This is a genomic window from Catenibacterium mitsuokai (genome assembly GCF_025148785.1).
Taxonomy (GTDB): Bacteria; Bacillota_I; Bacilli_A; order Erysipelotrichales; family Coprobacillaceae; genus Catenibacterium; species Catenibacterium mitsuoka.
This window is the reverse complement of record NZ_CP102271.1, coordinates 937,399-962,846: the sequence shown is the minus strand read 5'-3', so window position 1 is coordinate 962,846 and position 25,448 is coordinate 937,399. Positions and strand designations below refer to the sequence as shown.

Here is a 25,448-nt window from a genome sequence, read left to right as displayed (position 1 = left end):
ATAGAAAAATAAAACATAAAAAAAAGGACCTGGCAGCTTGCTATTGTCGCGTCTTCACACTATCGTCGCCGTTATGATGCTTAACTTCCGTGTTCGGGATGGGAACGGGTGTGTCCATCATGCTATCGCCGCCAGATCCTCGAGGGATCCCTCAAAACCAGATACGTCATCTCTACTATTCTCTACTCTCTCCAATCTTGGCCAAGTCCTCGGCCTATTAGTACCGCCCCGCTAAGCACATCGCTGCGCTTGCACTCGCGGCCTATCAACCTCGTCGTCTTCGAGGGGCCTTACTTGTCGCCAATGGGAGGTCTCATCTTGGAGGGGGCTTCACGCTTAGATGCCTTCAGCGCTTATCCCGTCCGGACTTGGCTGCCCAGCTGTGCCACTGGCGTGACAACTGGTGCACCATAGGTCCGTCCACCCCGGTCCTCTCGTACTAGGGGCAGCTCTCCTCAAACCTCCTGCGCCCACGACAGATAGGGATGACCGAACTGTCTCACGACGTTCTGAACCCAGCTCGCGTACCGCTTTAATGGGCGAACAGCCCAACCCTTGGAACCGACTTCAGCTCCAGGATGCGATGAGCCGACATCGAGGTCGCCAAACCTCCCCGTCGATGTGAACTCTTGGGGGAGATCAGCCTGTTATCCCCAGGGTAGCTTTTATCCGTTGAGCGACGGCCCTTCCATTCGGATCCGCCGGATCACTAAGCCCGACTTTCGTCCCTGCTCGACCTGTATGTCTCGCAGTCAGACACCCTTATGCCTTTGCACTCTATGCATGGTTTCCATCCATGCTGAGGGTATCTTTGGGCAGCCTCCGTTACTCTTTGGGAGGCGACCGCCCCAGTCAAACTGCCCGACTGACACTGTCCCGTGGCCCGTTGCCTCCGGTTAGGACCTAGATGCATGAAGGGTGGTATCCCAACAGCGGCTCCCGTACGCTGGCGCGCACGGCTCACAGCCTCCCACCTATCCTGTACATCATGCATCCAAGCCCAATGTCAACCTGCAGTGAAGCTCCATGGGGTCTTTCCGTCTAGTCGCGGGCAACCTGCATCTTCACAGGTACTAAGACTTCACCGAGTCTACAGCTGAGACAGCGCCCAAATCGTTACGCCTTTCGTGCGGGTCGGAACTTGCCCGACAAGGAATTTCGCTACCTTAGGACCGTTATAGTTACGGCCGCCGTTTACTGGGGCTTCGGCTCGCTGCTTCGCTTGCGCTGACAGCTCCCCTTGACCTTCCAGCACCGGGCAGGCGTCACCCCCTATACTTCGGCTTGCGCCTTCGCAGAGAGCTGTGTTTTTGGTAAACAGTCGCTTGGGCCGTTTTACTGCGGCTCCATTTCTGGAGCACCCCTTCTCCCTAAGTTACGGGGTCATTTTGCAGAGTTCCTTAGCTATAGTTCTCTCGCTCACCTCAGGATTCTCTCCTTGCCCATGTGTGTCCATTTTCGGTACGGGCCGATGCGTGTTGTGCTAGAAGCTTTTCCTGGAAGCCTGCTCTCAGCTTTTCCGTACTTGCCGCAGCTTTCCGTATGCTTCGCGCCTTCCCCTTGCGCGCACCGGATTTCCCTGGTGCGCAGGTATCTCGCTTGCCCCAGCTATTCCAGCAGCTGGTTGCCTGAGCCTTCTCCGTCACTCCATCGCCACACATCGGGTACGGGAATATCCACCCGTCGTCCATCGGCTACGCCTTTCGGCCTCGCCTTAGGTCCCGACTATCCCAGAGAGGACGAGCCTTCCTCTGGAGACCTTGGGCCATCGGTGCGTGGGATTCTCACCCACGTGCCGCTACTCACGCCGGCATTCTCTCTTCCATGCGCTCCACATGCCCTCTCGGTCATGCTTCTCCGCTGCATGCAATGCTCCCCTACCACATTCCTGTCCATAGCTTCGGTGTCATGCTTAGCCCCGGTAAATTATCGGCGCAGAGTCATTCGACTAGTGAGCTGTTACGCACTCTTTGAAGGATGGCTGCTTCTGAGCCAACCTCCTAGTTGTCTGCACGTCTCCACTTCCTTTTCCACTTAGCATGCACTTTGGGACCTTAGCTGATGGTCTGGGCTGTTTCCCTCTTGACGACGGACCTTATCACTCGCCGTCTGACTGCCGCAGATGACACCGTGACATTCGGAGTTTGATTATGCTCAGTACCGCGGGATGCGGCCATCGCATATTCAGTGCTCTACCTTCACGGCTCTCTCGCTGCGACGCTAGCCCTAAAGCTATTTCGGGGAGAACCAGCTATCTCCGGGTTCGATTGGAATTTCACCCCTAGCCACAAGTCATCCGCCAACGTTTCAACGGGGGTCGGTTCGGTCCTCCATCGGGTCTCACCCCGACTTCAACCTGCTCATGGCTAGATCACCCGGTTTCGGGTCCACGACCTCAGACTATGTCGCCCTGTTAAGACTCGCTTTCGCTGCGGCTCGCATCTCCTGCTTAACCTCGCCTGCTGATCGTGACTCGCCGGCTCATTCTACAAAAAGGCACGCCATCACCCTTTGACGGGCTCTGACTTCTTGTGGGCATGCGGTTTCAGGTTCTCTTTCACTCCCCTCCCGGGGTTCTTTTCACCTTTCCCTCACGGTACTGGTTCGCTATCGGTCACAGAGTAGTGTTTAGCCTTTCGGGATGGTCACGATGATTCCGGCAGGATTCCACGTGCCCCGCCGTACTCAGGTGTCGCCTCGATCCATGTCGAGCCTTCGGATACGGGTCTCTCACCCTCTGCGGATCCCTTCCCATGGGATTCTCCTGACTCTTCATGTCATCTTTCTCGGCGGTCCTACAACCCCGGACTATGTCCGGTTTGGGCTCCTCCGCTTTCGCTCGCCGCTACTTACGGAATCGACTTCTCTTTCTCTTCCTGCAGGTACTTAGATGTTTCAGTTCCCTGCGTATTGCCCCGTCATGACGGTCGTCATGCGGTCTCCGCTTCGAAAGCGGAGGGGTTTCCCCATTCGGATATCGGCGGGTCATCGCGTGCTTACCGCTCGCCGCCGCATTTCGCTGTTCGCTGCGTCCTTCATCGCCTCTCTGTGCCCAGGCATTCTCCGTACGCCCTTTCTTCCTTGACCTTGTGATTGGTTCTCTTTAGTTCGCTTGAGTATTTCTGTTCTTAGTATTTTTTGCCTTCAGACCAGATGTACTAGACCTTCTTATCTTTGTTTGATTTCTCGATCTCACTTACATCTTATCTTTGTGTGCAGAAAGTTTTTAAAACTTTCCATTTGATGATCATATCTGATTTTCAAGGATCTCTCCTGAGTGCCAGAGCACTCAAAACTGAACATTACACGTCTGTCTCCCTAGAAAGGAGGTGATCCATCCCCACGTTCCCGTAGGGATACCTTGTTACGACTTCACCCCAATCATCAGCCCCACCTTAGACAGCTCCCTCCCTTGCGGGTTGGGCCGCCGGCTTCGGGTGTTGCCAACTCTCATGGTGTGACGGGCGGTGTGTACAAGGCCCGAGAACGTATTCACCGCGGCATGCTGATCCGCGATTACTAGCGATTCCGGCTTCGTGCAGTCGAGTTGCAGACTGCAGTCCGAACTGGGAACGGGTTTCTGGGGTCCGCTCCGGCTCGCGCCTTCGCTTCCCTCTGTCCCGTCCATTGTAGCACGTGTGTGGCCCAGGTCATAAGGGGCATGATGATTTGACGTCATCCCCGCCTTCCTCCTCCTTGCAGAGGCAGTCTCGCCAGAGTCCCCAACTCAATGATGGTAACTGGCGACAGGGGTTGCGCTCGTTGCGGGACTTAACCCAACATCTCACGACACGAGCTGACGACAACCATGCACCACCTGTCTTCTCTATAGCTATGAGGATGTCTCCATCCCTTTTAGATCGATGTCAAGACCTGGTAAGGTTCTTCGCGTTGCTTCGAATTAAACCACATGCTCCACCGCTTGTGCGGGCCCCCGTCAATTCCTTTGAGTTTCATTCTTGCGAACGTACTACTCAGGCGGGTCACTTATTGCGTTGACTGCAGCACCGGGGTTTGACCCCCGACACTTAGTGACCATCGTTTACGGCGTGGACTACTAGGGTATCTAATCCTATTTGCTCCCCACGCTTTCGGGAATGAGCGTCAGTTGCGGCCCAGACCGTCGCCTTCGCCACTGGTGTTCCTCCATATATCTACGCATTTCACCGCTACACATGGAATTCCACGATCCTCTTCCGCACTCTAGCCGCCCGGTTTCCATGGCTTACCGAAGTTTAGCTTCGGTCTTTCACCACAGACCCTTGCGGCCGCCTGCTCCCTCTTTACGCCCAATGATTCCGGATAACGCTCGCCACCTACGTATTACCGCGGCTGCTGGCACGTAGTTAGCCGTGGCTTTCTGGTAAAGTACCGTCACTCGCACACCATTTCCTGCATGCGACGTTCTTCCTTTACAACAGAGCTTTACGACCCGAAGGCCTTCTTCGCTCACGCGGCGTTGCTCGGTCAGGGTTTCCCCCATTGCCGAAAATTCCCTACTGCTGCCTCCCGTAGGAGTCTGGGCCGTGTCTCAGTCCCAATGTGGCCGTCCGCCCTCTCAGGCCGGCTACGCATCGTTGCCTTGGTGGGCCGTTGCCCCGCCAACTAGCTAATGCGCCATAGGTCCATCCCTGCGCTATCCCCTGAAGGATATTTGGCATGAGCTCCATGCGGTGCTCATGGCTATGCGGTATTAGCAGGAGTTTCCTCCTGTTATCCCCCGCACAGGGGCAGGTTACCTATGTATTACTCACCCGTTCGCCACTCATCTTCCGAAGAAGATTCGTTCGACTTGCATGTATTAGGCACGCCGCCAGCGTTCATCCTGAGCCAGGATCAAACTCTCCACGAAAATATGTGAAGAGCTGATGTTCAGCTCATCAATTAAATGTTTTCAAATAAATCTGACGTGTATCTGTTCAGTTTTCAATGTTCTGTCCGCGCTCCTCACCGGAGTGCTCACTTATACTACCATCATTCATTTCGCTTGTAAAGCCTTTTTTTGCGATTTTATTCATTTTTTGTTAAAAAATGTAAAAAATAGTCTATAGGCACTATTTTGGCACCTACAGACTATGATTTATCTATTCATTGACTTTTCAATCGCATTAATAAATGCTGAACGCATACCTGCATCTTCTAATGCTTTTACACCTCTAATAGTAGATCCACCCGGTGAACTAACATTATCTTTTAAGACACCTGGATGAAGATCAGTCTGTAACTGCATCTTACCTGATCCTAGTACTGTCTGACTTGCAAGCTTGTAAGCCATCTTTCTAGGCATTCCCTGCATCACAGCACCATCTGCTAACGCCTCAATGACCATATAGATATAAGCAGGTGCACATCCTGATAATGCGCCTCCTACTCCCATTAAGTGATTAGGGACAACTTCGATTTCTCCTACTGAAGAGAATGCTTCTTTAATATAGTTAAATTCTTCTTCAGTTAAAGAATGTTCCTGTTCTAATAAGCACATACCTTCTCTAACAGCCATTGGCGTATTAGGCATAACAGTTAAGTGTCTCGTTGAGGCATCTAATAAAGTGTTGTATTTATCAAAGTCGTAACCAAGAACAATGGAAACAACGGCCTTGTTTTTGAGAGCTTCTCTCACTTCAGAAACAACTGACTCAATAACCTGTGGTTTAACACATAAGAATACAATTTCACTTTCAGAAACAACTTCATGTGCATTATTTTTGGCTTTTATGCCAAAAGCACTCATCTTATCAAGCTGTGCTTTATTTAAATCATAAGCACATACCTGTTCACCTGGAATAAAACCAGATTCTACAAATCCCTGGGCAATAGCACTTGCCATATTTCCCATGCCAATAAAACCAAATTTATACATAATAAATCCCCCTCGTATAATATGTACGTAATCAGTTAATGAATTTAATTAAATTCATCATTGATTGTACATTCTAATTTCTAGATAATAGTTTTGTTTTGAATGAAGGTTTTATTCCATCCCCCTGTGGCTACTTCATGTACGTCCACTTCAAAAAGACTTAATCCTTTAGACTTGACATCACTTTATACCCGAATTAGTTTGTTGCAGCAGTGTTTCTACACTTGTCTCCGTATTTGCGAGGTTGCGTTTGTCTTGATTTAGAGGTGCAATTCAAAACCGATTACATATGAAAGAAGGTCATTATTTATGGAAAACAATTATATTCTTTATGTTGGCATGGACTCCTCTAAAGGCAAAGCAGATGCTGCTATCCTCAAGGTCAGTGATCGTAGATCTGTTAAACCTAAATTCTTACGAAAAAAATTATCTTTTAAATTTGTTAAATCAGAAGTTACTTCTTTTTTGGAAACTGTAAGAAGTTATTCCGATGATAACTGTACCAGTATCTGTTTTGCTTTAGAAGTTACTGGTATCTATTCTACTAATGTCTATAACTTTATTAAAGACAATCTCAATGATAATGAAAGCATCAAATTTTTGAATACTGATTTTGTCAATCAATGGCGTAACGCTCATAACATTGCTAAATCTGATCCTTTAGATGCTCAAACCATTTCAACTATCATTGGTACTGATTCCGATGTTCAATATGTCAATGACAACGTTTTTAAAAATAAAAACGGATATCAAGATTTGAAAGCTTTAGTACACAGACATTATCGATCAAAAAAATCTATTCTCAAGAAATCAACCGTCTCATCGCCCAATGTGATTGTTTATTTCCTGAACTTCAATATGTTTTCGAACCTAAATCAGCTGCTTTTATCGCTGTCTTATCTTCATATCCTACGACACATGATATCATAAATGCTTCAAGACTTGAAGTCTTCAATGTCGTTTATGAAGCTACGAAACATCGCTGTTCGATGGATAAGATCGATAAGCTCTTTGATTTGTGTCATGATACTCTGGTTATGATAATATTTCTTCTTATGGAAGAAGTATCATTCTAGACCTCGTTGAAAACATAAAAAACATAAAAGGTCAGCTTAAAATGATTGAAAGATATATTAGAGATGTTGCTTCTTTAAATCCAGCTTATAAACTGCTTCTTACAATTACAGGATGTGGTCCTTTAACTGCTGCAACTGTTATTGCTGAAACTGGCGATATAAAACGATTTAAAAACGCAGACTGTTTTGTCTCTTATTCGGGAACAAGCCCTAGAAACAAGCGCTCTGGAACGTCTGTAGAAACCATGGGCAAGATTTCTAAAAGAGGCTCTAGATATCTCAGACATGCAATTTACATGATTGCTGAATTTGCCAGACGTCATAATCCAGTTCTCAAACAACAGTTTGAAAGAATCAAGAATGGAAACAAGAAAAGACATAAGCTGGCTAATATCGCAATCGCAAATAAAATTGCACGATATATCTATTCAATTATGAAAAACGAAAGCGGCTTTGTAATTTTTCATGAACATATCATGAGATTACCAGAAGAAACCCAAAATACGTTCTTCAATTCAATATCATTAGACTTTCCTGAAAATACTAGAAAACAGATCTATCAGTATTCTGATATCGACGGTGAAGTACACAAGTTTGTATACACCAAATTAGAAGAGACGATGATTATTTAATAGTATATAAAAGTCTAGTGTAAGAGCTTTCAACGATACGATGTTGAAAAGTTCTTTTTAGTGTACTCTTTTTTAGAAAAGAAAGAGGATTTTTATAGAGGATTCACCTCTAAATCAAGACAAATGCCTATAAATTCAATAAATTCCTAAAAAATAGATTATTTATTGACATCTAATAGTTTGTCTTGTAAAAAAAGCTAACATAATGTTAGCTTAGATTTTTCTATTTCTAATAAATCCTGGTAATGGATCTTCATCATCGTCATCAATGACAGAAGAAGTTTTATTTCCATGTACTGTATATGTCTGTTTTGTAGTAACAGGTTCTTCTTCAGGCTGATCTTCCTCGAAACCAGTTGCAATGATAGTAACGATAATCTGGTCATCTAACTGATCATTAGTTGCAACACCCATAATAGTATTGACTTCTTCACCTACTGATTCCTGAATAGTTGCAAACGCTTCATTTGCATCAAATAATGACATGCTTGGTCCACCTGTAATATTAACAATCGCATCCTTAGCACCTGCGATAGAAATATCTAATAATGGTGAAGAAACAGCACGTTTTGCAGCTTCCTGAGCCTTATTTTCACCATCAGCCATACCAATACCAATAAGTGCATCTCCACGATCCTTCATAACTGAACATACATCAGCAAAGTCAAGGTTGATTAATGCTGGAATCGCAATTAAATCAGTAATTGTCTGAACAGACTGACGTAAAATGTTATCTGCTTCTCTGAACGCTTCATTCATTGGACGTCCACCAATAACTTCAAGAAGACGATCATTTGAAACAACAATAATAGAATCTACATTCTTACGTAATTCTTCAAGTCCAGCCAAAGACTGTTTCTTTCTTCTTGGTCCTTCAAATGTGAAAGGTGAAGTCACTACACCTACTGTTAAGGCACCTAAATCTCTTGCAATATTAGCGATGACTGGTGCACCACCAGTACCTGTTCCGCCACCCATTCCAGCAGCAACAAAGACCATGTTTGCATCAGCTAAAGCTTCTCTGATTTCATTTTCTGATTCCTGAGCTGCTTTACGTCCAACTTCTGGATTTCCTCCAGCACCTAATCCCTGAGTCAAATCTTTTCCTAAGAAAATCTTATTAACACCAGTAATTCCTTTTAATACCTGAGCATCTGTATTTGCAACATAGAATTCAACACCTTTTACTCCATCAGTGACCATTCTATTTACGGCGTTGTTTCCACCGCCACCTACACCAATAACTTTTATTTTTGCAACTTTAACAAAGTCTAAATTTTCATCCATTGTCATACCCTCGCTTAATCATCATTAAATATCGAATCAAAAAACTTTCTAAACTTGCCTTGATGATGAGTTGTTTCTGTCTTAGCCATCGTTAAGCCTCTCACTTTCAAACTCATCGTACTAGATAGATCAGGAAGAACCAGTGAAACTTGGTCATCACCAATCAATTCTTTACGATCATCTAAGCAATATAACATACCCAAACAAGGAACAAGAGACATATCTCTAGCCCCTACTGTTTCTGGTCGATAACATCTTACAGGTGTACCTAAAACATCTGTTGCGATTAAGTTCAGGCAAGGCAGTTCGCCTCCACCACCTACGACAACTGTTTCATAAGTACGTCCATCATTGATGGCTTCCAAACAATTCTTGATTTGAGCCATCATTTCCCAGACTGCTGTCTGTAATACTTCAGACAAATCCTTCTGAGTATAGTTCTTTTTAACTCCATCTACTATCGTAGTATGGATAACATCTTCTTCACCAAGATCATTTTCACATGTACCATATTTCACTTTATAAATCTCAGCCTGCTCCATTGAAATCTGCCATGCATCCGCAATTGCAGCAGTGAGTGTATAACCACCCATAGGAATAGTCTTTAAGTATTTAAGGTATCCTTCTTCAAAGAAAGATATTGTTGAATGATCATGTCCGATATTGATCATCACAGCACCTTCTTGAAGATAAGCTGCATCAAATGCTTCTTTTGCAGAAGCATAAGCATCAATAGTAATATCAATAACATCTAATCCTGCTTTTTCTACAACCGTTAAGTAAGAATACAATACTTTCTTGCTTGTAGTAATCACAAGTGTTTCTACCTTCAATGAAGCTGAACGTAAGCCAAGAGGCATACGATCTACTTCTTTAGTATCCAAACGATACTTTACAGGAATAGTTGATACAATTTCCTCTTTCTTACTCTTTTCAAAACGCTGTGCAATCTTTAATGCACGCACAACATCGCTGATTTCTATCTTATCCTGAGGTGAGTTCACCTTAGTAATACCTTTAGATTCATATGTTCTTACATAATTACTAGGAAGAACAAGAGCCACAGATGTAATTGTTGTATTTAATTCAACATCTGCTTCTTTTATGATTGATCTGATTTCATCAACCAGTACTTCTTCATTCTTAATCAAGCCACCTTCAATAGCATGACTCGCTAGTTTCTTCGTGAAGAGTATATTAATATTTGTGCTCATCAACTCTGCGACAAGTAACTTCAGTGTCGTAGAACCGATGTCTAAAACAGCATATATTCTTTTCATAGACACTCTCCTTATATATAATCTTATTTTATCATAATTACATACTAATGAAAACGATTTATAGATTACTTATCACGAGTTACATTTATATGACTACTTAAGTCATTTCTTACTCACATTTAGTCATATATAGATTTCTTCCCTCAAACGAGAATACACAAATATCACTTTTACTTTGCATATAAGCCGAGTAATTGAAGCGTGATGGTGATAATGTATCCTTCATGTCTTCAATATCTACAATCAGTTTTTTTCCATCATCAAGAATCAAGGCTACTCGTTCATCATATCCCTTTTTTGGATAATAAACGATATCACTTACAGCATTTCTAATAGTAACAGGAACAGAAGCATACTGACCTGCGAGTTCTTCTACTGCCTTTAAATCATTAAATCCTGAAATCTTAGGGATCTGTTTAAGACTTGTATAATTCATACCTTCAACAACTTCAATAAGCTTTCCTTCTTCAGTCACCACATAAGTCTTGTTGTTAAGTTCCATATAAGCCACTAAACCTGCTTCCTGGATTTCAATAGAGACACCACCTAAGATGTTATGAGTGACATACGCCTTAGTAACGAGCCCTGTCTTTTTCAACTTCTTCTTAATTGTGTCATTGCTCAACAATAAGTGATAAGTATGATTTGTAATACCTGATTCCTTCACAATCAGATCCTTTGATAGCTGAGAATTACCAGTGACATGAATAGACATGACTTTTGATAATGGAGATACAATATATCCTAAAATAACTAGAAGAATTATACCAATAAGCATCAAACGACGCTTTCTTCTTTTTCTTCTCCGTCTGCTCTTTTCAATCAATTCACGTGATGGGCTGCGATCATATTCATTGAATAGAAAATCGGGCTTCTTATCCATATTTAATCCCAATTCACTAAAATAACTTCTTTATGAAGCTTAACTCCAAACTTCTCATAAACAGTCTTTTCAACAAGTCGAATAAGATCAAGGATATCCTTAGCACTTGCATAACCATTGTTTACGATGAAATTTGAATGTTTAGGTGATACCTGTGCACCACCAATTTCATACCCACGCAACCCAGCTTCATCAATATAACGCCATGCAGGTTTTTCATCTGGATTTCTAAAGACACTTCCTGCACATGCGAAATTCCATGGCTGTGTACTCATACGACGTTCTTTACGTTTATCAAGCACTTTACGGATTTCCCCAGGATCTTTTGCTGTCATTTCAAATGTTGCATCAAGAATAATCCAATTTGGATGCTTCTGTAATACAGAATGACGATAAGAGAATTCCATATCTTCCTTGCTTAATGTAATCACATTGAGTTCATCATCAAGTACGCGTGCGCACTTGAATACATCTGCCATACAATACTTATAAGCACCAGCATTCATAAAAATGCCACCACCCATATCTCCAGGAATACCACCCATGAATTCAAAGCCTGATAATCCTGCTTTGGCACTTGAATAAGCTAAGGCAATCATAGAAACACCTGCTTGTGCCACAATAGTGCTGCCATTCATCTTAACATCATCAAATGATTTCATTGAGATGATCACACCATCATATTCTTTATCACTAAATAGGAGATCACTGCCATTACCAATAACCATGCGTTTAATGTCATGATCACGGCAATATTTTAGAGTCTGAATAAGTGAATCGATATCCTTTGCTTTAACGAATATCTTGGCAGGTCCACCTACTTTATAGGTTGTATGCTTGTACATAGGTTCATTTTCAATCACCTTGCCTACTTCCATAGACATAAGATCTTCATATACCTGCTTCACATCCATATTAGCGTCCTCCTGTCAACTTTAAAATTTCTTTATAAATATCCTCACATGCATGAGGTTTACCTAAAGCAAGTGCTTTTTGTGATAATTCTTTACGCATTTCTTCATTGTTCATATACTGATCAACGACTTCTACAAATGCATCTGCATTTAAATCCTTTTCAAGGATAAGATGTGCTGCACCCTTGCTGACAAGTTCACGAGCATTATATTCTTGATGATTTGCTACCACATATGGGCTAGGAATAATAATAGATGCAGTACCAAGTGCTGTCATTTCAGCAAGAGTTGTAGCTCCTGCACGACTGACTGCTAAATCGCAGCTATGTAATACGCTTGGCATATCATCAATATAAGGCAATACATGAATAGAATCACTTAAGTCCTTAAGTTCTTCCTTCATCTTTTCATAATAAGTCTTACCCGTAACATAAAGCACATCATAATCTTTATGATCCATCTTATGTAATGCATCCTTCATAACTGCATTGACCGTTGCAGATCCTAATGATCCCATAACAATCACCATAACTTTTCTATCAGGAGCAATATTATAAAGATCATGTACATCTTTAAGTACACCTTCAGATACAACAGAAGCACGAGGGTTACCAAGTAGCTTAGTCTTATCCTGAGGGAATGCTTTTAAAGCTTTTTCATAACAGCAGATGATTTCATCTACACGTTTAATTAAGATTTTATTTGTTAAACCAATGATGGAATTCTGTTCATGAATCATTGTCTTATAACCCTTCTGAGTTGCCGCTAAAACAATGGATGCACTTGGATATCCACCAAACCCGATCACGATATCAGGGTTGAATTCTTTTAAAATCTTCTTAGAAGACTTTAAAGACTTTAAGAAAATTAAAGCATTTTTTGCCTTCTGCAAAGGATTACCTACAAGACCTTTTACATGTAAGCCACGATAATTAAGTCCCATCTGAGGTACAATCTGAGACTCTAGTCTATCTGTTGTTCCAACAAATAAGAATTCTGTATCTGGATCACATTTTTTAATATAATCAACTAAGGCAAGAGCAGGATAAATATGTCCTCCTGTTCCACCAGCACTTACAATAATTTTCATTTAACTCACTCCTATAACTTGTTCACGATGTCCTTGAAGACATTTCCTCTTTCAACATAACTATGGAATTCATCAAATGAACTTGTTGAAGGAGAAAGCAATACAACATCGCCTTCTTTGGCAATTTCTTTTGCTTTTAAAATAGCATCTTTCATATGATCTACAACAATAGTATGAGGATGTGCCATATCTTTAGAGAAACGTTCCTTTGTTTCACCAAAACAGATCAACGTCTTAATAAGAGGATTCTGTTCTCTTACATCTTTTAAATCAAGATTCTTTTCATGACCACCCATCAATAAAATAACAGGCTTTTCAAATGCTTTAATCGCAATCACTGCGGCATCTGTATTTGTTCCTTTAGAGTCATTATAATAACGTACTCCATCAAGTTCTCTTACAAATTCAATACGATGCTCTACACCCTTGAATGCTGCAAGTGTATCATGTATAGAATCAAGTGAGACACCTACTGATGCGCATGCTGCAATAGCCACCATCATATTGGCTACATTATGCAAACCAACAATCTTGATTTCATCACGATCAATAACCTTCTGACCTTTGTAATAAATAGCATTGTCTTTAAGTTCTACATCTCCCTGTCCCTTGACAGAAAATGTTTCAATACGTGATGGAACTGGATACTTTGCTAAATATGACTGTAAAGTCTCATCATCGCTATTATTAATAAATAAATCTTTCTCATCCTGGTTCATATAAATACGCATCTTAGATGCATAATATTCATCTAAAGAATCCATATAATCAAGATGATCCGGTGTTAAATTTAATACAGTAGCCACTTCAGGCTTAAATTCTTCTATATCAATTAACTGGAAGTTAGACATTTCAACAACGATATCATGTCCTTCTTCTTCATATAAATGTTCATTTAATACGACTTCACAATAAGGAATACCGTAGTTACCGCAAATATGTGCCTTGCGACCTGCAGCTTTTAAGATTTCATAAATCAAAGTTACAGTCGTAGTCTTTCCATTTGTTCCTGTCACAGCAATATAATGCTGCTTTTTAGCCACCTTATAGCCTAATTCGATTTCTGTATAAACAGGAATACCACGTTCTTTTAAACGTAAGATAAATGGCGCATGATAATTAATACCTGGATTCTTAACTACAAAGTCAAAATCTCTTTCAAATAATTCATCTGGCTGTCCGCCACATACCATTTCAATTCCTTCACTCACATATGTGTCATATTCAGGAATATCTTCTTTTTTCTTTGATTCATTTATAGTGATATCAGCATGCATGAACTTTAATAATTCAACTGCTGCCTTTCCACTTTTTGCAAGTCCTAATACAAGTACTTTTTTGCCTTTAAACATTTATAACACCCCTAACAATAATCCAATAATACCAGCAATAAATCCAACAGCCCAGAAAGTGACAACAACCTTATTTTCACTCCATCCACACATTTCAAAATGATGATGAATAGGTGCCATCTTGAAGACTCTCTTACCTCTTGTCTTAAATGAAATAACCTGAATGCATACAGATAAAGTTTCAATGAGTGGCACAATACCAATAATAAGCACAAGAAGTTCCTGTTTAGTGATGACGGCAAATGCCGCAAGAATACCACCTAATGCAAGAGAACCACAATCACCCATGAAAATCTTAGCTGGATGTGCATTGAATACTAAGAAACCAGTCAAACCACCCATTAATGCAGCCCCAAAGATAGCTGCTTCTACATTCTTGCTTAAAATTGCAAAAACGACAAATGGTGTTAATGCAATGATCATAAGACCTGTTGCAAGTCCATCTAATCCATCTGTTAAATTTACGGCATTCGATTCTGCAGTAAACATGAAATAAACAAAGATTGGATAGAACCATCCAAGATTCACACTAATATGAGCAATAGGAATAATAATTTCTGTTGAGAAATTAGGTAAGAATTTTTTCGCTAAGAAATAGAATGCAATTGCCACAACTGACTGCATTGCATATTTATAGCTTGGCTTCAAGCCTTTATTGCTGTGCTGTACAACAATGAGATAGTCATCAATAAATCCAATGATACCGAATCCTAATAATGAGAATGTCAATAAGTTGACATAAGGATTCATGAAATTCTGATAGTGACAGATATAAGCAGCAATCACAGCAGCTACAATGAATACCACACCACCCATTGTAGGTGTACCACCCTTTTTCTTATGAGAAGCGAGTCCCTCTTCTCGCTCTACCTGTCCAAACTTTAATTTATGTAGATAAGGTATAACCTTAGGCATTGCGACAAGTACGAGCGCTAATGCCACTATAAAACTGATCATTAATAGAAACATGAAAATTTCCTCCCTCTATTTTACCCCACAAGTGTAGCATAATATGGGTGTAAATACAATGTCACTTTATTTTGCATAAAGCTCAATAACAGTGCCTTGTTTCAGTTCAGTTCCCTTTGTAATACTCTGAGCATAAATAGAGCCCAGACCATTCATCTTAATTTCAACACCTGTCAATGACGCAAAGGCTTCTGCTTCTTTACGAGACCAGCCAAGCATCGAAGGCATTGTATATTTCTGTCCATCTGTTAACACGAGAACCTTAGACCCTGTTGTTACTTCAGTTGTACCAGATGGATACTGTCCAATAACAGTAGAACCATCGCCAATTACAACAGGTGTTAATGAATGCTTCTTTAAGATGCCTTCCACATATTGCGTACTTTGGTTCATATAGTTATTTAATACATAAGGTGTTGTATTCACCTTTTCAGTATCTTTACTTAAGATATTTAATGCCGATTTGATAATACTCTTAACAAGCGCCCCAGAATAATTTGTACCGCTATTTGCATTCTGGAACCAGACGATCACTTCTACCTCAGGATCACGATAAGGTGCCATACCAACAAAGGAATGTGTATGTTTTGTAGATGAATAAGCACCATTTTCAGCAATCTGACCAGTACCTGTCTTACCGATGATTTCAACGGATGAATCCTTATAATCACGACCTGTAGAACCATCAATATTAACAACACCATAAAGAAGTGTTCTAATCTGTGCAACTGCTTCAGTAGAATAGATTTTCTTAGAATAAGAAGTCTTGGCACTATAAAGTGTTTTACCATTTGTTGGATTAACAACTTTTTCTACTAAATAAGGCTCTACTGTACGTCCATCATTCGCAAATGCTGAATAACCTCTTAACAGCTGTAATGTCGTGATAGAAGACCCTTGACCAAACCCAGTTGTGAAATATTCAAGACTCTTTGTTTTACCATCGAAGCCTTTTACACCACTTCCTGAGGACAAGCCATCCACCTTACTTGTCTGGAATAATCCAAGATTCTTATAATCTTCAATAAGACTGGACATATTTGTATGTTCAGCAAGAATATGACAAATAGCTGTATTTGAAGAATGGTACAAACCATCACGATAAGTAATGCGACCCCATCCTGTTCTATTATGGTCATGAATTGTCGCAATCACACGGCCATTAGATATATAGTCATATGTTCCTGAGTTATATTTACTATCTAAATCTAATACACCATCCGTTAAAGCATTCGCATATACAAATGGCTTGAAAACTGAACCACATTCAAATGCTTCGTTGAGGAATGTATCATTATAATTTGAAAAATTACGTTTATTAGGATCAAATGAAGGATAGTTAGAAATCGCCAGCAATGCACCTGTCTTCACATTCATAACAGCAGCACAGGCTTTCGTTGCATGCGTATTTTCCTGCATATCTTTCATTAATGAATCCAGTTCTGTCTGAAGAGTAGAATTGATTGTCAAATAAACATCATTACCACTTACTGCCTTCTTATCAGAAATAACACCATTAGGCAATGTATTGCGTTTCGAATCTACCAAGTAGATTCTTTCACCGTTTGTACCTTTAAGCCAGTTATTGTAGCTCTTTTCAATACCCATCTGCCCAACGATATTGTAAGGGTCTGTTTCTGCAGCCACAGCTGCATATCCTACTTCATAACTTGCAAAATCACCAAAACGATAATTACGAGAAGTCACTTCATCAAATTCAAGGCCTGGTAATTCTAATGATTGAATCTTTTCTTTTGTAATAGAAGAAAGATTACGACCATAGTTACCAAACTCTACCTGATATGTATTCTGATTAAGACGTAATAAGACTGTTTCTTTTGAAACACCTAGAATAGGTGCTAATAACTCCGCTGTCTTATTCTTATCCACTACATATTGAGGTTCCTCCTTTGCATTAACACGTTTTGCAAGAATAGCTCTTAACTTATATTTTTTTACATCAGAGGCCACAATTTCATTATCACTTGTATAAATAGTACCGCGGGCTGCCTGAACAACCTTAGTCACTTGTCCTCCTCCACGATTTTTCGCAAAGTCTCTCACATTGACACTACTGATCATTGTCTTACCTGTTGTACACAAATAACAGACATTGATTCCTAAGATAATCATCATAAAGAGAAATACAAGCATAACAACCTGACCACTTCTATTTCTAGATTTCTTCATTATTCTTCAGCTCCTACTACTGCAGCGGCTGCAGAACTAGGCTGATAATCATAACCTTTCTTTGTTGCAACATCTTTCATACGTGAAAAAGAAGCCAATTCCTGTTTAGACATTTCTAAAGCATCAATATCTGATTGGACTTCAGAAATTTCATCCTGTGTCTCTTTGATATTTGCATTTAATTTTGATTCATAAGAATTCAAATAAATACTACCTACCAAAAATAGCACAAAAGAGAAAGCAAGCAACACTTCTGTCATTTTTAAAAATCTTGATTTTCTTCTTTTCATCATTCATCACGTATCCTTTCTATAACCCTTAATTTAGCTGAATGAGAACGTCTGTTCTCAGATAATTCTTTTTCATCTGCCACAATAGGTTTTCTTGTTACTTTCTTAAAATGAGGCTGATATTCCTCCGGAATAACGGGCATACCCATCGGCAAGTCTGGTACTGCAGTCTTTTCATTAAACATATACTTAGTGATCTTATCTTCCAACGAATGGAAACTGATGACTGCAACACGTCCACCTACATTCAATAAATCTAATGAATCTGTCAAAGCACGTTCAAATACATTTAACTCATCATTGACTTCAATACGAATAGCCTGGAATGTACGTTTAGCTGGATGACCACCCGTACGTCTTGCACGTGCTGGAATTGCCTTTTTCACAATTTCCACTAATTCAAAAGTTGTTTCAATAGGCTTAACCTGTCTTTCTTTTTCAATCATTCTTGCGATTGATTTTGCAAACTTCTCATCTGCATACTTATATAAAATAGTCACTAAATCCTGATAAGAGTAGTTATTCACCACTTCATAGGCACTTAATGGCTGTTCCTGATTCATACGCATATCAAGTCTTGCATCTGTATTGTAGCTAAATCCTCTTTCAGCATTATCAAACTGTGGAGATGATACACCCAAATCAAATACAATGCCATCCACCTTATAAACACCTTCCATCGAAAGTCTTGCTTTAATTTCCTTAAAATTCGCATGGATGATTGTAAAGTTATCCGAAATTTGAGACATTCTTTCTCTTGCTGCCTCAATTGCATGTGCGTCCTGATCAAAACAGTATAAATGCCCTGTTGTCAGTTTTTCTAGAATACGGGAACTATGTCCGCCTCCTCCTAGAGTACAATCCACATAAATGCCATCCTCTTTTATATTTAATGCATCAATTGTTTCATCTAATAATACACTATAGTGTTCAAACATATTTATCATTCCTCATTTTCTGATATTCTTTCTGATAATTCATCAAACTGGTCATCATATTCATCATAGAATGCTTCCCACTTGGCAGTATCCCATATTTCAATATGTTCACCAGCACCAACAATAGTACACTCCTTCTCTAAATGAGCATGTGTACGTAATACCTGGGGAATATTGATACGACCTAATTTATCAAATTCACTGCAATTCATACGTGAAGTCACCATACGCAAATAAGCACGTTCTTCTTTCTTCTTATTAGAGAGTTTCTTTAACTCTTCATAATAAGCCTGCCAGCCTTCTTCCGTATAAATATCAAGGCAGCCTTCGTGGCCTCTCATGATATAGACATGATCTCCGCATTCTCCGCGGAACTTAGCAGGAATGCTCAAACGGCCTTTAGTATCTAGATTGTGCTTGTACTCGCCATAGAACATACCTTACTCACCACACCTTTCCACAATTTTCCACCTTTTTACACTCGTTACCACTATTATAGACTTACAATCCACATTCAGACAAGAAATTTATGGAAATAAAACAGAAAAAAAGGATTTCTAGCACAAAACGCTAAAAATCCTCTTAAAAATAAAAAAAGAGAGATTTTCATCTCTCTAAATAAAATGGACCCTGTAAAAAGGACACGATAAAAAAGGATATTTATTTCGTGACCCTGTTTTACAGGGTTTTTATTTTGCATAGTATAATGATTATAGAATGGTGGTGTTATTATGGGAGTAAACTATTTTAGTGATGAACAAGTAAAGGAACTCGAAAAGAATCCATATGTAAAGAAAGTATCTATCAAAAGCATAACCTATTCAGAAAAATTCAAAGAACTCTTCTGGATTGATTTACAGAAAGGCATGATGCCTGGAAACATATTTAGAAAGTATGGATTTGATCCTCATATGTTAGGATCTAGTCGAACTCTCAAGTTCACAGATCGTGTAAGGAAAGAAGCAGCAAGGGAAGAAGGATTCAAGGATACCAGAGGCACAAAATCCGGAAGACCTTCTACAAAGAATCTTACCATTGAGGAACAGCTAGAAAGGCTTAAGCAGAAAAATAAAATTCTCCAGCAGGAGAACGATTTTTTAAAAAGAGTGAGATTTATCAACAGAAAGCAAATATTAAAACTGCAGAAGGGCAAACAATAAGAGAAAAATATAAAATGATAGATAGAACTCTTGAATCACCTAGTAATAATCTGAGTGTCTCAGCATTATGTGATACTGCAGGTGTTTCAAGAAGTGGGTTCTATTCATGGAAGAAACGAAAAGGTTATAAGCGAAAAAGAAGAACAAGACCGTAAGGATTTTGAACTGATTTTAGAAGCATACAGGTTCAAAGGATATGACAAGGGCAGACGTGGTATTCATATGCGTCTTCTTCACATGGGCATTGTGATGAACCATAAAAAGATTTCAAGACTGATGAAGAAATACGGACTATTCTGTCCAATAAGAAAAGCCAATCCTGCAAGAAGAATGGCTAAGGCAATGAAAACATCAAATTATGCAGATAATATTCTAAACAGACACTTCGAGGAATATGGTCCTGGATATGTGCTTGAAACAGATATTACTTATCTATTCTACGGTCACAAAAGATCTAAAGCCTATCTATCGGTGATAAAGGATGGATTTACAAAGCAGATTCTTGCATATGTATTATCACCGTCTTTAGAAGTAGACTTTGTCCTGGAGACAATCAATCAGCTTTACAGTAAACATAAGCATAATATTCACACTGATGCTTTGATACACAGTGATCAGGGTGTGCATTATACAAGTGTCAAGTTTATTGACTTACTCAAGAGCCTGGAAATCAGACAGTCAATGTCAAGAAGAGGAAACTGCTGGGACAACGCTCCCCAGGAATCCTTCTTCGGACATATGAAAGATGAGATAGGTAGATATACAGAGAATGCCTGCTCATATGAAGAACTAAAGGAAATAATAGATTCCTATATGGTTTATTACAACAATGATCGTTATCAGTACAATCTGGCCAAACTTTCACCAAATGAATATTTTGAATATTATATAACTGGTGAATACCCACTAATTCATGTCGCAAAGGAGCCTGATGAATATAAGGAAAAATTCAGACAGATAAGAAATAATCTTGATAGAAACTCAACGCTCGAGAAATTAGTAGCTATCCTTCAAAGAATAACTCATTTCAAACAGTCCATCAGGTAGTCTGCGTAAATGACTTCTGATTATATCTATATCATTATTACTTAATGATGCAAAGCCAAAATCATCCATCTTAGTGAATATAACAGTGCCATTAAAATAACCGTCAGCATCATCTGGAAATGATCTGTAAACAATAGTATGACCAGTATCATATACACTTAAATCCTTTACAAGAAGATAGACTGATGGATCATCATCAAATATATAATCTCGGTAGTCAAATACACCAAGTTCATTTCTTATGACTTCCTTCATTCTATCTGTTTCCAATACACATAAAACTCCATCTTTAATAATTACATATTTACATAGTTTACACATAAAAATATCCTCCTGGTTAATTACACCTAGAGGATATCTTTATTTCTAATCATTTTTAAGCGCCTTTTTATTTAATGTCCTTGACTCGGGGTCCACATTAAAAGGAATTATTTTACATCCTTAACTTTAACGCCATTATAATAACCACAATGACCACAAACTCTATGTGCTAATTTGAATTCACCACATTCTGGACATTTAACAACTGCAGGAGCTGATAATTTGTCATGAGTTCTTCTCTTGTCTCTTCTTGTACTTGATACTCTTCTAAATGGTACTGCCATCTTGTTCTACCTCCTTATTCCTGATCCTTGAAATAATCTTTGAGTTTTGCTAAACGGGGATCGATTGTATCCTCTTCTTTTGCGACTACTTCGCTTTCATCCATAACTTTCCAGCCTGAGCCGCTTGTTTTCATCTTTGCGCCTTCCTTCACAATTCTCATTGGAATAGCCATCATGATTTCTTGGAATATGACAGAAGTAAGATCAGCAACATTCTTTCTTGCTTCTACAACATCTTCGTCTTCATCAGGCTTATAAAACGCAAACACAACATCTGTATCAATAGAAAATGGGTAATCGACATCTTCCAATGATATAGCGCAAGGAACAACCATTGTTCCCTGAACATGGTAGGTTACATAAAGGCGTTCTTCGCTACTATTGAAGTTGCCTGATCCTGTAACTTCCACATCCTTCAAATCATTGATTCGAGATAAGTTATAGAACATTTCTTTAGGAAATGTTATCGTTTCTTCGAAATCAAATTTTCCATTTTTCTGTTTGACTAACCAGTTACGATTCCATTTCACCTTGATCACCCTCTATAACTGCATCACCCATTATAATGAAAATGAGATTATAAGTCAATCAAAAAAATCATTTTCTAATGGGCATTAATCGCATATTTTTTAAATGCCTTTGCGACCGTGTGTATTCTAACATAGTTTATTCAAAAAAGATAGATAAATTTTCAAAAAGCCATTTAAAACCTCTGATCATTCTTTGACCTGGTTCAGTGAAATGACCGCCATTCTCTTCTATATATATACATGTGTTATTCTTGCTTAAGTAATGGTAGGTTTCTATTGTATTTTGTCCTACTGTACACATTAGTTTATTCTTAGTCTTTGATTCCTTTCTACCTAGAGATAAATAAACAGTTCCTTTTCGATGAATAGTATGAAGATAGTTCATCCAGCCTGGAAACCATAAGGAACCCGATGCACTTATACATCCTATAAAAGATTCATGTCTTCCATACATCCATAAGCTAAACAAGCCACCAAGTGAATAGCCCGCAATAATATAATGATGAGAAGAAGTCATAGTTGAAAGAATCCACTTTTCAAGTTCCTTCCCCTTTCCACCAAAACCATCAGCAGCCCAAGGAGATAATTCATTATTCCAATCCTTGATGACCGGGGCAATGAGACAATAGTCTCTTGTAAATGATTCTACAATTGAAGTGCAATCATGAAAGAAACAGAAGATATAAACATCAGCATCTTGATTGCCATAAATCTGGCATTCTCTTCCATAATAGATCATATGAGTTTGTAATGCCTCATTGCATTATATAGTCCATCATTATCCACTGTATCAGTCACATAATCTGCAACAGCCTTTGCCAATTCAGCCCCATTGCCCATCGCAATGGCAGTACCAGCCATTTCCAACATTTCTATATCATTTGCAGAATCACCAAATGCATAGGCATTTTCTATTGGTTCACCAACAGCTTCCATAAACTCCTTAATAGCAGCCCCTTTAGATACACCTTTCATCATCATTTCTCCAGCCTTTGCACCAAATGTTGATGTATAGCCTCCAGCTGGTATAAAAGTCAAGCTTGGGTCTAATTCTTTCATGAATCTCTCAGCTGCTTCTAGTGTTTCAAAAGTTGCATCAATCTTAAGAACTGGATTATTCTCTATTTCAGCCATTGTCTTCATACTCTTTTTCTTGAACACTTCTTCTACAGGCAGATCAAATTCTTCTTTAAATTTCTCTTTAAACTTGGCATGGGTATACGGATTCTGATAGCCATATTTCCAGTCAATGATCTGATAGCCTCCTCCAAGTGTTTCAATAAGTTCAATTGTTTTCTTTGCAACATCACTTGAAATGATTTTCTGTAATTCTGGTTTACCATCACGAATCACTGCTGCACCATTCGCAATAATTGCATCTTCTATTCCTGTAAAAGAAATTTCCTTTGTCATAAAATAACTTCTTCCTGTGCAAAAGAAACAATGATGTCCATTCTCTTTTGCTTTCTTAATCGCCTCTATTGCACTTTGTGGCACAGTATGTGTAACATCACTTAATAAAGTACCGTCTATATCAAAAAATAAATATTTCCCCATATGTTTTCTCCTATATCAATAGATTATAGTGTAATCTCTTTTAAGTATTATAGTATAAGAATGCAAAAAGAAACATTATTTTCTAATTCTGATCAACTTTTCAAAACTATTTTGACAAGAATCCATCATCTTTTTTCAATATATTAAAAAATATCTCATTGGTGTATTGTTTTGATATACTATTGTTGAGGTGATTAATCTGAATAAAAATTGAAAGAGAAAACAAATTTTACCCTAAAAAAGTGCATAAAGCCCCTTTCCCCAAATGGAAGGCTATTCTATTTGAGGTGAGTTCTTAGATTCTTTTCTGATGAGTTGTAGAATCTCTGCTTCAGACAAGCCTGTGCGGCTGAGTTGATTGAAGGCATTTCGTAAATTATTTTTAACGTATTCAATTCGTTGCTTCTTTGTTGTTTCAACATCTGCCATGTCTGTTGGATTAAATGCTTCACCTGTTTTTAAAAGATGATAGACAGCAATAAGTATTTTTCTCGCAATCGCAATGATAGCTCGTTTCTTACCGCGTCTTTTAGATATCTTGTTGAATTTGTCTGCATAGTATTCGCATTCCTTATCTTTTACGGCAGCATGTGCAACCTGAACAAGACAAGGCTTAAGATAAACGCCAGCTTTTGAAACTTTAACCGATTTCTTTTTGCCAGCTGATTCATTACATCCAGGAGCTAATCCAGCCCATGCAGCAAGTTTGCGATGAGAGGACCATTGAGACATATCAGTGCCGATTTCAGAGATAATGGTAATAGCAGATTTTCTATTGATTCCTGGTATTGTACAAAGAAGCTGTATGTAGTCTTCGTAGTTGGCAACCATCAAGTTGATATGGTGCTGTATTTCATCAAGAAGAGAATCCAGATAGTCCATATGTTTCTGAACGATTTTAATTCTAGCCTTTTGAAACTGATTTAGCTGAATACCATCAACAGCACTCAGGATGTCTTCATGAGATGCTTTACAACCGGCATGAACTTTAGAAAGAATATCTTCACTTGTATATGGATCATTTGATAAAATAGTATTGACAATAGCGGAAGCAGATTTACCAAAGATATCAGAAAAAACAATATCAAGTTTACAGTTTCCAGTAGTCAAAGCATTTTGGAAACGATTCTTTTCAGAAGAACGCATATTGATAAGTTTATACTGATAGCGGGTAAATTCCCTGAGGACGCGGATATCCTTTTCAGGGATATAGCTGGATCTGACAATACCGAATTTAAAGAGGTCGGCAATCCATTTGGCATCCTTATTGTCATCCTTCTCACCTTTGATAGCCTTGACCCATTTAGGATTGGCAACAACGACATTAGAAATATGGCCTTCTAATGCATTGTATACAGGGATATAGTACTTGCCGGTTGATTCCATGCATACATTTTGACAGTTGTTTTCAATAAGCCAATCCCTGAATTGAATGAGCTGGTTATTGAAGGTTGAGAATCTTTTTTTAATGTACTTGGGTTTGACGGATTCAGAGATGCAGATAACAGCAACAATGAAAGATTTGTGCACGTCAACACCACAAGATCTAGGGTAAACAATCTCCATAAATAAAAGGCTCCTTATAAGAATATAGAGAAGGAGCTCAGTGACTGACTGATCAACACTAAAAGATTAAACTCAAGTCAATGATTAATCTGCAGACTTAAAAGACATACTCATGTGTGCTTGAAAAGATCAGCCTTGCACTGGTTATTATACTGTTTTGACTTGAACGAGTTGCAAGAATCTACAACTCACCTCGCCGTGCTTTGTAGTGTAAGACTCCTT

Annotated in this window: 22 protein-coding genes and 3 rRNA genes; 4 read left to right on the top strand and 21 right to left on the bottom strand. The window is 39.3% G+C overall.

Annotation, left to right across the window (positions count from 1 at the left end):
• Positions 1 to 27: 27 nt before the first annotated feature.
• The 4 genes from rrf to proC all read right to left on the bottom strand — a co-directional run bounded on the left by rrf (position 28) and on the right by proC (position 5,860).
• Positions 28 to 136, bottom strand: a 5S ribosomal RNA gene (rrf, locus tag NQ499_RS04830).
• Between the two features lie 61 nt (positions 137 to 197).
• Positions 198 to 3,087 (bottom strand): 23S ribosomal RNA (locus NQ499_RS04825).
• Positions 3,088 to 3,322: 235 nt separating this feature from the next.
• A 16S ribosomal RNA gene (locus NQ499_RS04820) occupies positions 3,323 to 4,852 on the bottom strand.
• The 16S, 23S and 5S rRNA genes sit together here, the layout of an rRNA operon.
• 228 nt (positions 4,853 to 5,080) lie before the next feature.
• Positions 5,081 to 5,860, bottom strand: a complete 780-nt coding sequence (proC, locus tag NQ499_RS04815) for a pyrroline-5-carboxylate reductase (RefSeq protein WP_040390175.1) — start codon at positions 5,858 to 5,860, stop codon at positions 5,081 to 5,083.
• Positions 5,861 to 6,169: 309 nt separating this feature from the next.
• On the opposite strand from proC, the gene NQ499_RS04810 reads away from it, so the two are divergent.
• Positions 6,170 to 6,790 (top strand): IS110 family transposase, encoded by a 621-nt coding sequence (locus tag NQ499_RS04810; protein WP_259848620.1) that lies wholly within the window; start codon positions 6,170 to 6,172, stop codon positions 6,788 to 6,790.
• Between the two features lie 187 nt (positions 6,791 to 6,977).
• A complete protein-coding gene (locus tag NQ499_RS04805) occupies positions 6,978 to 7,568 on the top strand; it encodes a transposase (protein ID WP_259848606.1) in 591 nt (196 codons plus the stop codon).
• 213 nt (positions 7,569 to 7,781) lie between these two features.
• Here NQ499_RS04805 and ftsZ read toward each other — a convergent pair whose 3' ends face one another.
• The 11 genes from ftsZ to mraZ form a co-directional block, all read right to left on the bottom strand.
• Positions 7,782 to 8,855, bottom strand: a complete 1,074-nt coding sequence (ftsZ, locus tag NQ499_RS04800; RefSeq protein ID WP_006504946.1) for a cell division protein FtsZ — start codon at positions 8,853 to 8,855, stop codon at positions 7,782 to 7,784.
• Between the two features lie 14 nt (positions 8,856 to 8,869).
• On the bottom strand, positions 8,870 to 10,135 hold the full coding sequence (gene ftsA, locus NQ499_RS04795; RefSeq protein ID WP_006504945.1) for a cell division protein FtsA: 1,266 nt from the start codon (positions 10,133 to 10,135) through the stop codon (positions 8,870 to 8,872).
• A gap of 109 nt (positions 10,136 to 10,244) precedes the next feature.
• Positions 10,245 to 11,018 (bottom strand): cell division protein FtsQ/DivIB, encoded by a 774-nt coding sequence (locus NQ499_RS04790; protein ID WP_006504944.1) that lies wholly within the window; start codon positions 11,016 to 11,018, stop codon positions 10,245 to 10,247.
• Between the two features lie 2 nt (positions 11,019 to 11,020).
• Positions 11,021 to 11,932 carry a UDP-N-acetylmuramate dehydrogenase gene (gene murB, locus NQ499_RS04785; RefSeq protein WP_006504943.1) on the bottom strand — a complete coding sequence of 304 codons (912 nt, stop codon included), beginning with the start codon at positions 11,930 to 11,932 and terminating at the stop codon, positions 11,021 to 11,023.
• Position 11,933: 1 nt separating this feature from the next.
• Positions 11,934 to 13,022, bottom strand: coding sequence for an undecaprenyldiphospho-muramoylpentapeptide beta-N-acetylglucosaminyltransferase (gene murG, locus NQ499_RS04780; protein ID WP_006504942.1), 1,089 nt, complete (start codon positions 13,020 to 13,022; stop codon positions 11,934 to 11,936).
• Positions 13,023 to 13,033: 11 nt separating this feature from the next.
• Complete coding sequence (gene murD / locus NQ499_RS04775) at positions 13,034 to 14,374, bottom strand: UDP-N-acetylmuramoyl-L-alanine--D-glutamate ligase (RefSeq protein WP_006504941.1); 1,341 nt, start codon at positions 14,372 to 14,374, stop codon at positions 13,034 to 13,036.
• Positions 14,375 to 15,343, bottom strand: a complete 969-nt coding sequence (gene mraY / locus NQ499_RS04770; protein ID WP_006504940.1) for a phospho-N-acetylmuramoyl-pentapeptide-transferase — start codon at positions 15,341 to 15,343, stop codon at positions 14,375 to 14,377.
• Positions 15,344 to 15,409: 66 nt separating this feature from the next.
• Positions 15,410 to 17,533: a penicillin-binding protein gene (locus NQ499_RS04765; RefSeq protein WP_006504939.1), complete on the bottom strand. Its 2,124-nt coding sequence runs from the start codon at positions 17,531 to 17,533 to the stop codon at positions 15,410 to 15,412.
• Positions 17,533 to 17,826 (bottom strand): hypothetical protein, encoded by a 294-nt coding sequence (locus tag NQ499_RS04760; RefSeq protein WP_006504938.1) that lies wholly within the window; start codon positions 17,824 to 17,826, stop codon positions 17,533 to 17,535. Before NQ499_RS04760 ends, NQ499_RS04765 begins: the two co-directional genes overlap by 1 nt.
• Entirely contained in the window at positions 17,823 to 18,761 is a 939-nt protein-coding gene (gene rsmH, locus NQ499_RS04755) for a 16S rRNA (cytosine(1402)-N(4))-methyltransferase RsmH (RefSeq protein ID WP_040389677.1), read from the bottom strand. Before rsmH ends, NQ499_RS04760 begins: the two co-directional genes overlap by 4 nt.
• Before the next feature lie 5 nt (positions 18,762 to 18,766).
• Positions 18,767 to 19,198: a division/cell wall cluster transcriptional repressor MraZ gene (gene mraZ / locus NQ499_RS04750; protein WP_006504936.1), complete on the bottom strand. Its 432-nt coding sequence runs from the start codon at positions 19,196 to 19,198 to the stop codon at positions 18,767 to 18,769.
• A gap of 294 nt (positions 19,199 to 19,492) precedes the next feature.
• Here mraZ and NQ499_RS04745 point away from each other — a divergent pair, with 294 nt between their 5' ends.
• Together NQ499_RS04745 and NQ499_RS04740 are read left to right on the top strand one after the other, a co-directional pair.
• A complete protein-coding gene (locus NQ499_RS04745; RefSeq protein ID WP_006507027.1) occupies positions 19,493 to 19,921 on the top strand; it encodes an HTH domain-containing protein in 429 nt (142 codons plus the stop codon).
• An 81-nt stretch (positions 19,922 to 20,002) separates the two neighbouring features.
• Entirely contained in the window at positions 20,003 to 20,968 is a 966-nt protein-coding gene (locus NQ499_RS04740) for an IS3 family transposase (RefSeq protein ID WP_259848619.1), read from the top strand.
• On the opposite strand, the gene NQ499_RS04735 is transcribed toward NQ499_RS04740, so the two are convergent.
• From NQ499_RS04735 to NQ499_RS04710, 6 genes are all read right to left on the bottom strand, one after another.
• Positions 20,918 to 21,289 (bottom strand): hypothetical protein, encoded by a 372-nt coding sequence (locus NQ499_RS04735; RefSeq protein ID WP_006507025.1) that lies wholly within the window; start codon positions 21,287 to 21,289, stop codon positions 20,918 to 20,920. The two genes, NQ499_RS04740 and NQ499_RS04735, sit on opposite strands and share 51 nt — an antisense overlap.
• Positions 21,290 to 21,396: 107 nt before the next feature.
• Complete coding sequence (gene rpmF / locus NQ499_RS04730) at positions 21,397 to 21,573, bottom strand: 50S ribosomal protein L32 (RefSeq protein WP_006504992.1); 177 nt, start codon at positions 21,571 to 21,573, stop codon at positions 21,397 to 21,399.
• A 14-nt stretch (positions 21,574 to 21,587) separates the two neighbouring features.
• Positions 21,588 to 22,103, bottom strand: coding sequence for a YceD family protein (locus tag NQ499_RS04725; RefSeq protein WP_040389695.1), 516 nt, complete (start codon positions 22,101 to 22,103; stop codon positions 21,588 to 21,590).
• Positions 22,104 to 22,239: 136 nt separating this feature from the next.
• Positions 22,240 to 22,842, bottom strand: coding sequence for a hypothetical protein (locus NQ499_RS04720; protein ID WP_006504994.1), 603 nt, complete (start codon positions 22,840 to 22,842; stop codon positions 22,240 to 22,242).
• Positions 22,839 to 23,660 (bottom strand): HAD family hydrolase, encoded by an 822-nt coding sequence (locus NQ499_RS04715; RefSeq protein WP_006504995.1) that lies wholly within the window; start codon positions 23,658 to 23,660, stop codon positions 22,839 to 22,841. The genes NQ499_RS04720 and NQ499_RS04715 overlap by 4 nt, the downstream gene beginning before the upstream one ends.
• Positions 23,661 to 23,933: 273 nt before the next feature.
• Entirely contained in the window at positions 23,934 to 25,226 is a 1,293-nt protein-coding gene (locus NQ499_RS04710) for an IS110 family RNA-guided transposase (protein WP_006504659.1), read from the bottom strand.
• Positions 25,227 to 25,448: the final 222 nt, after the last annotated feature.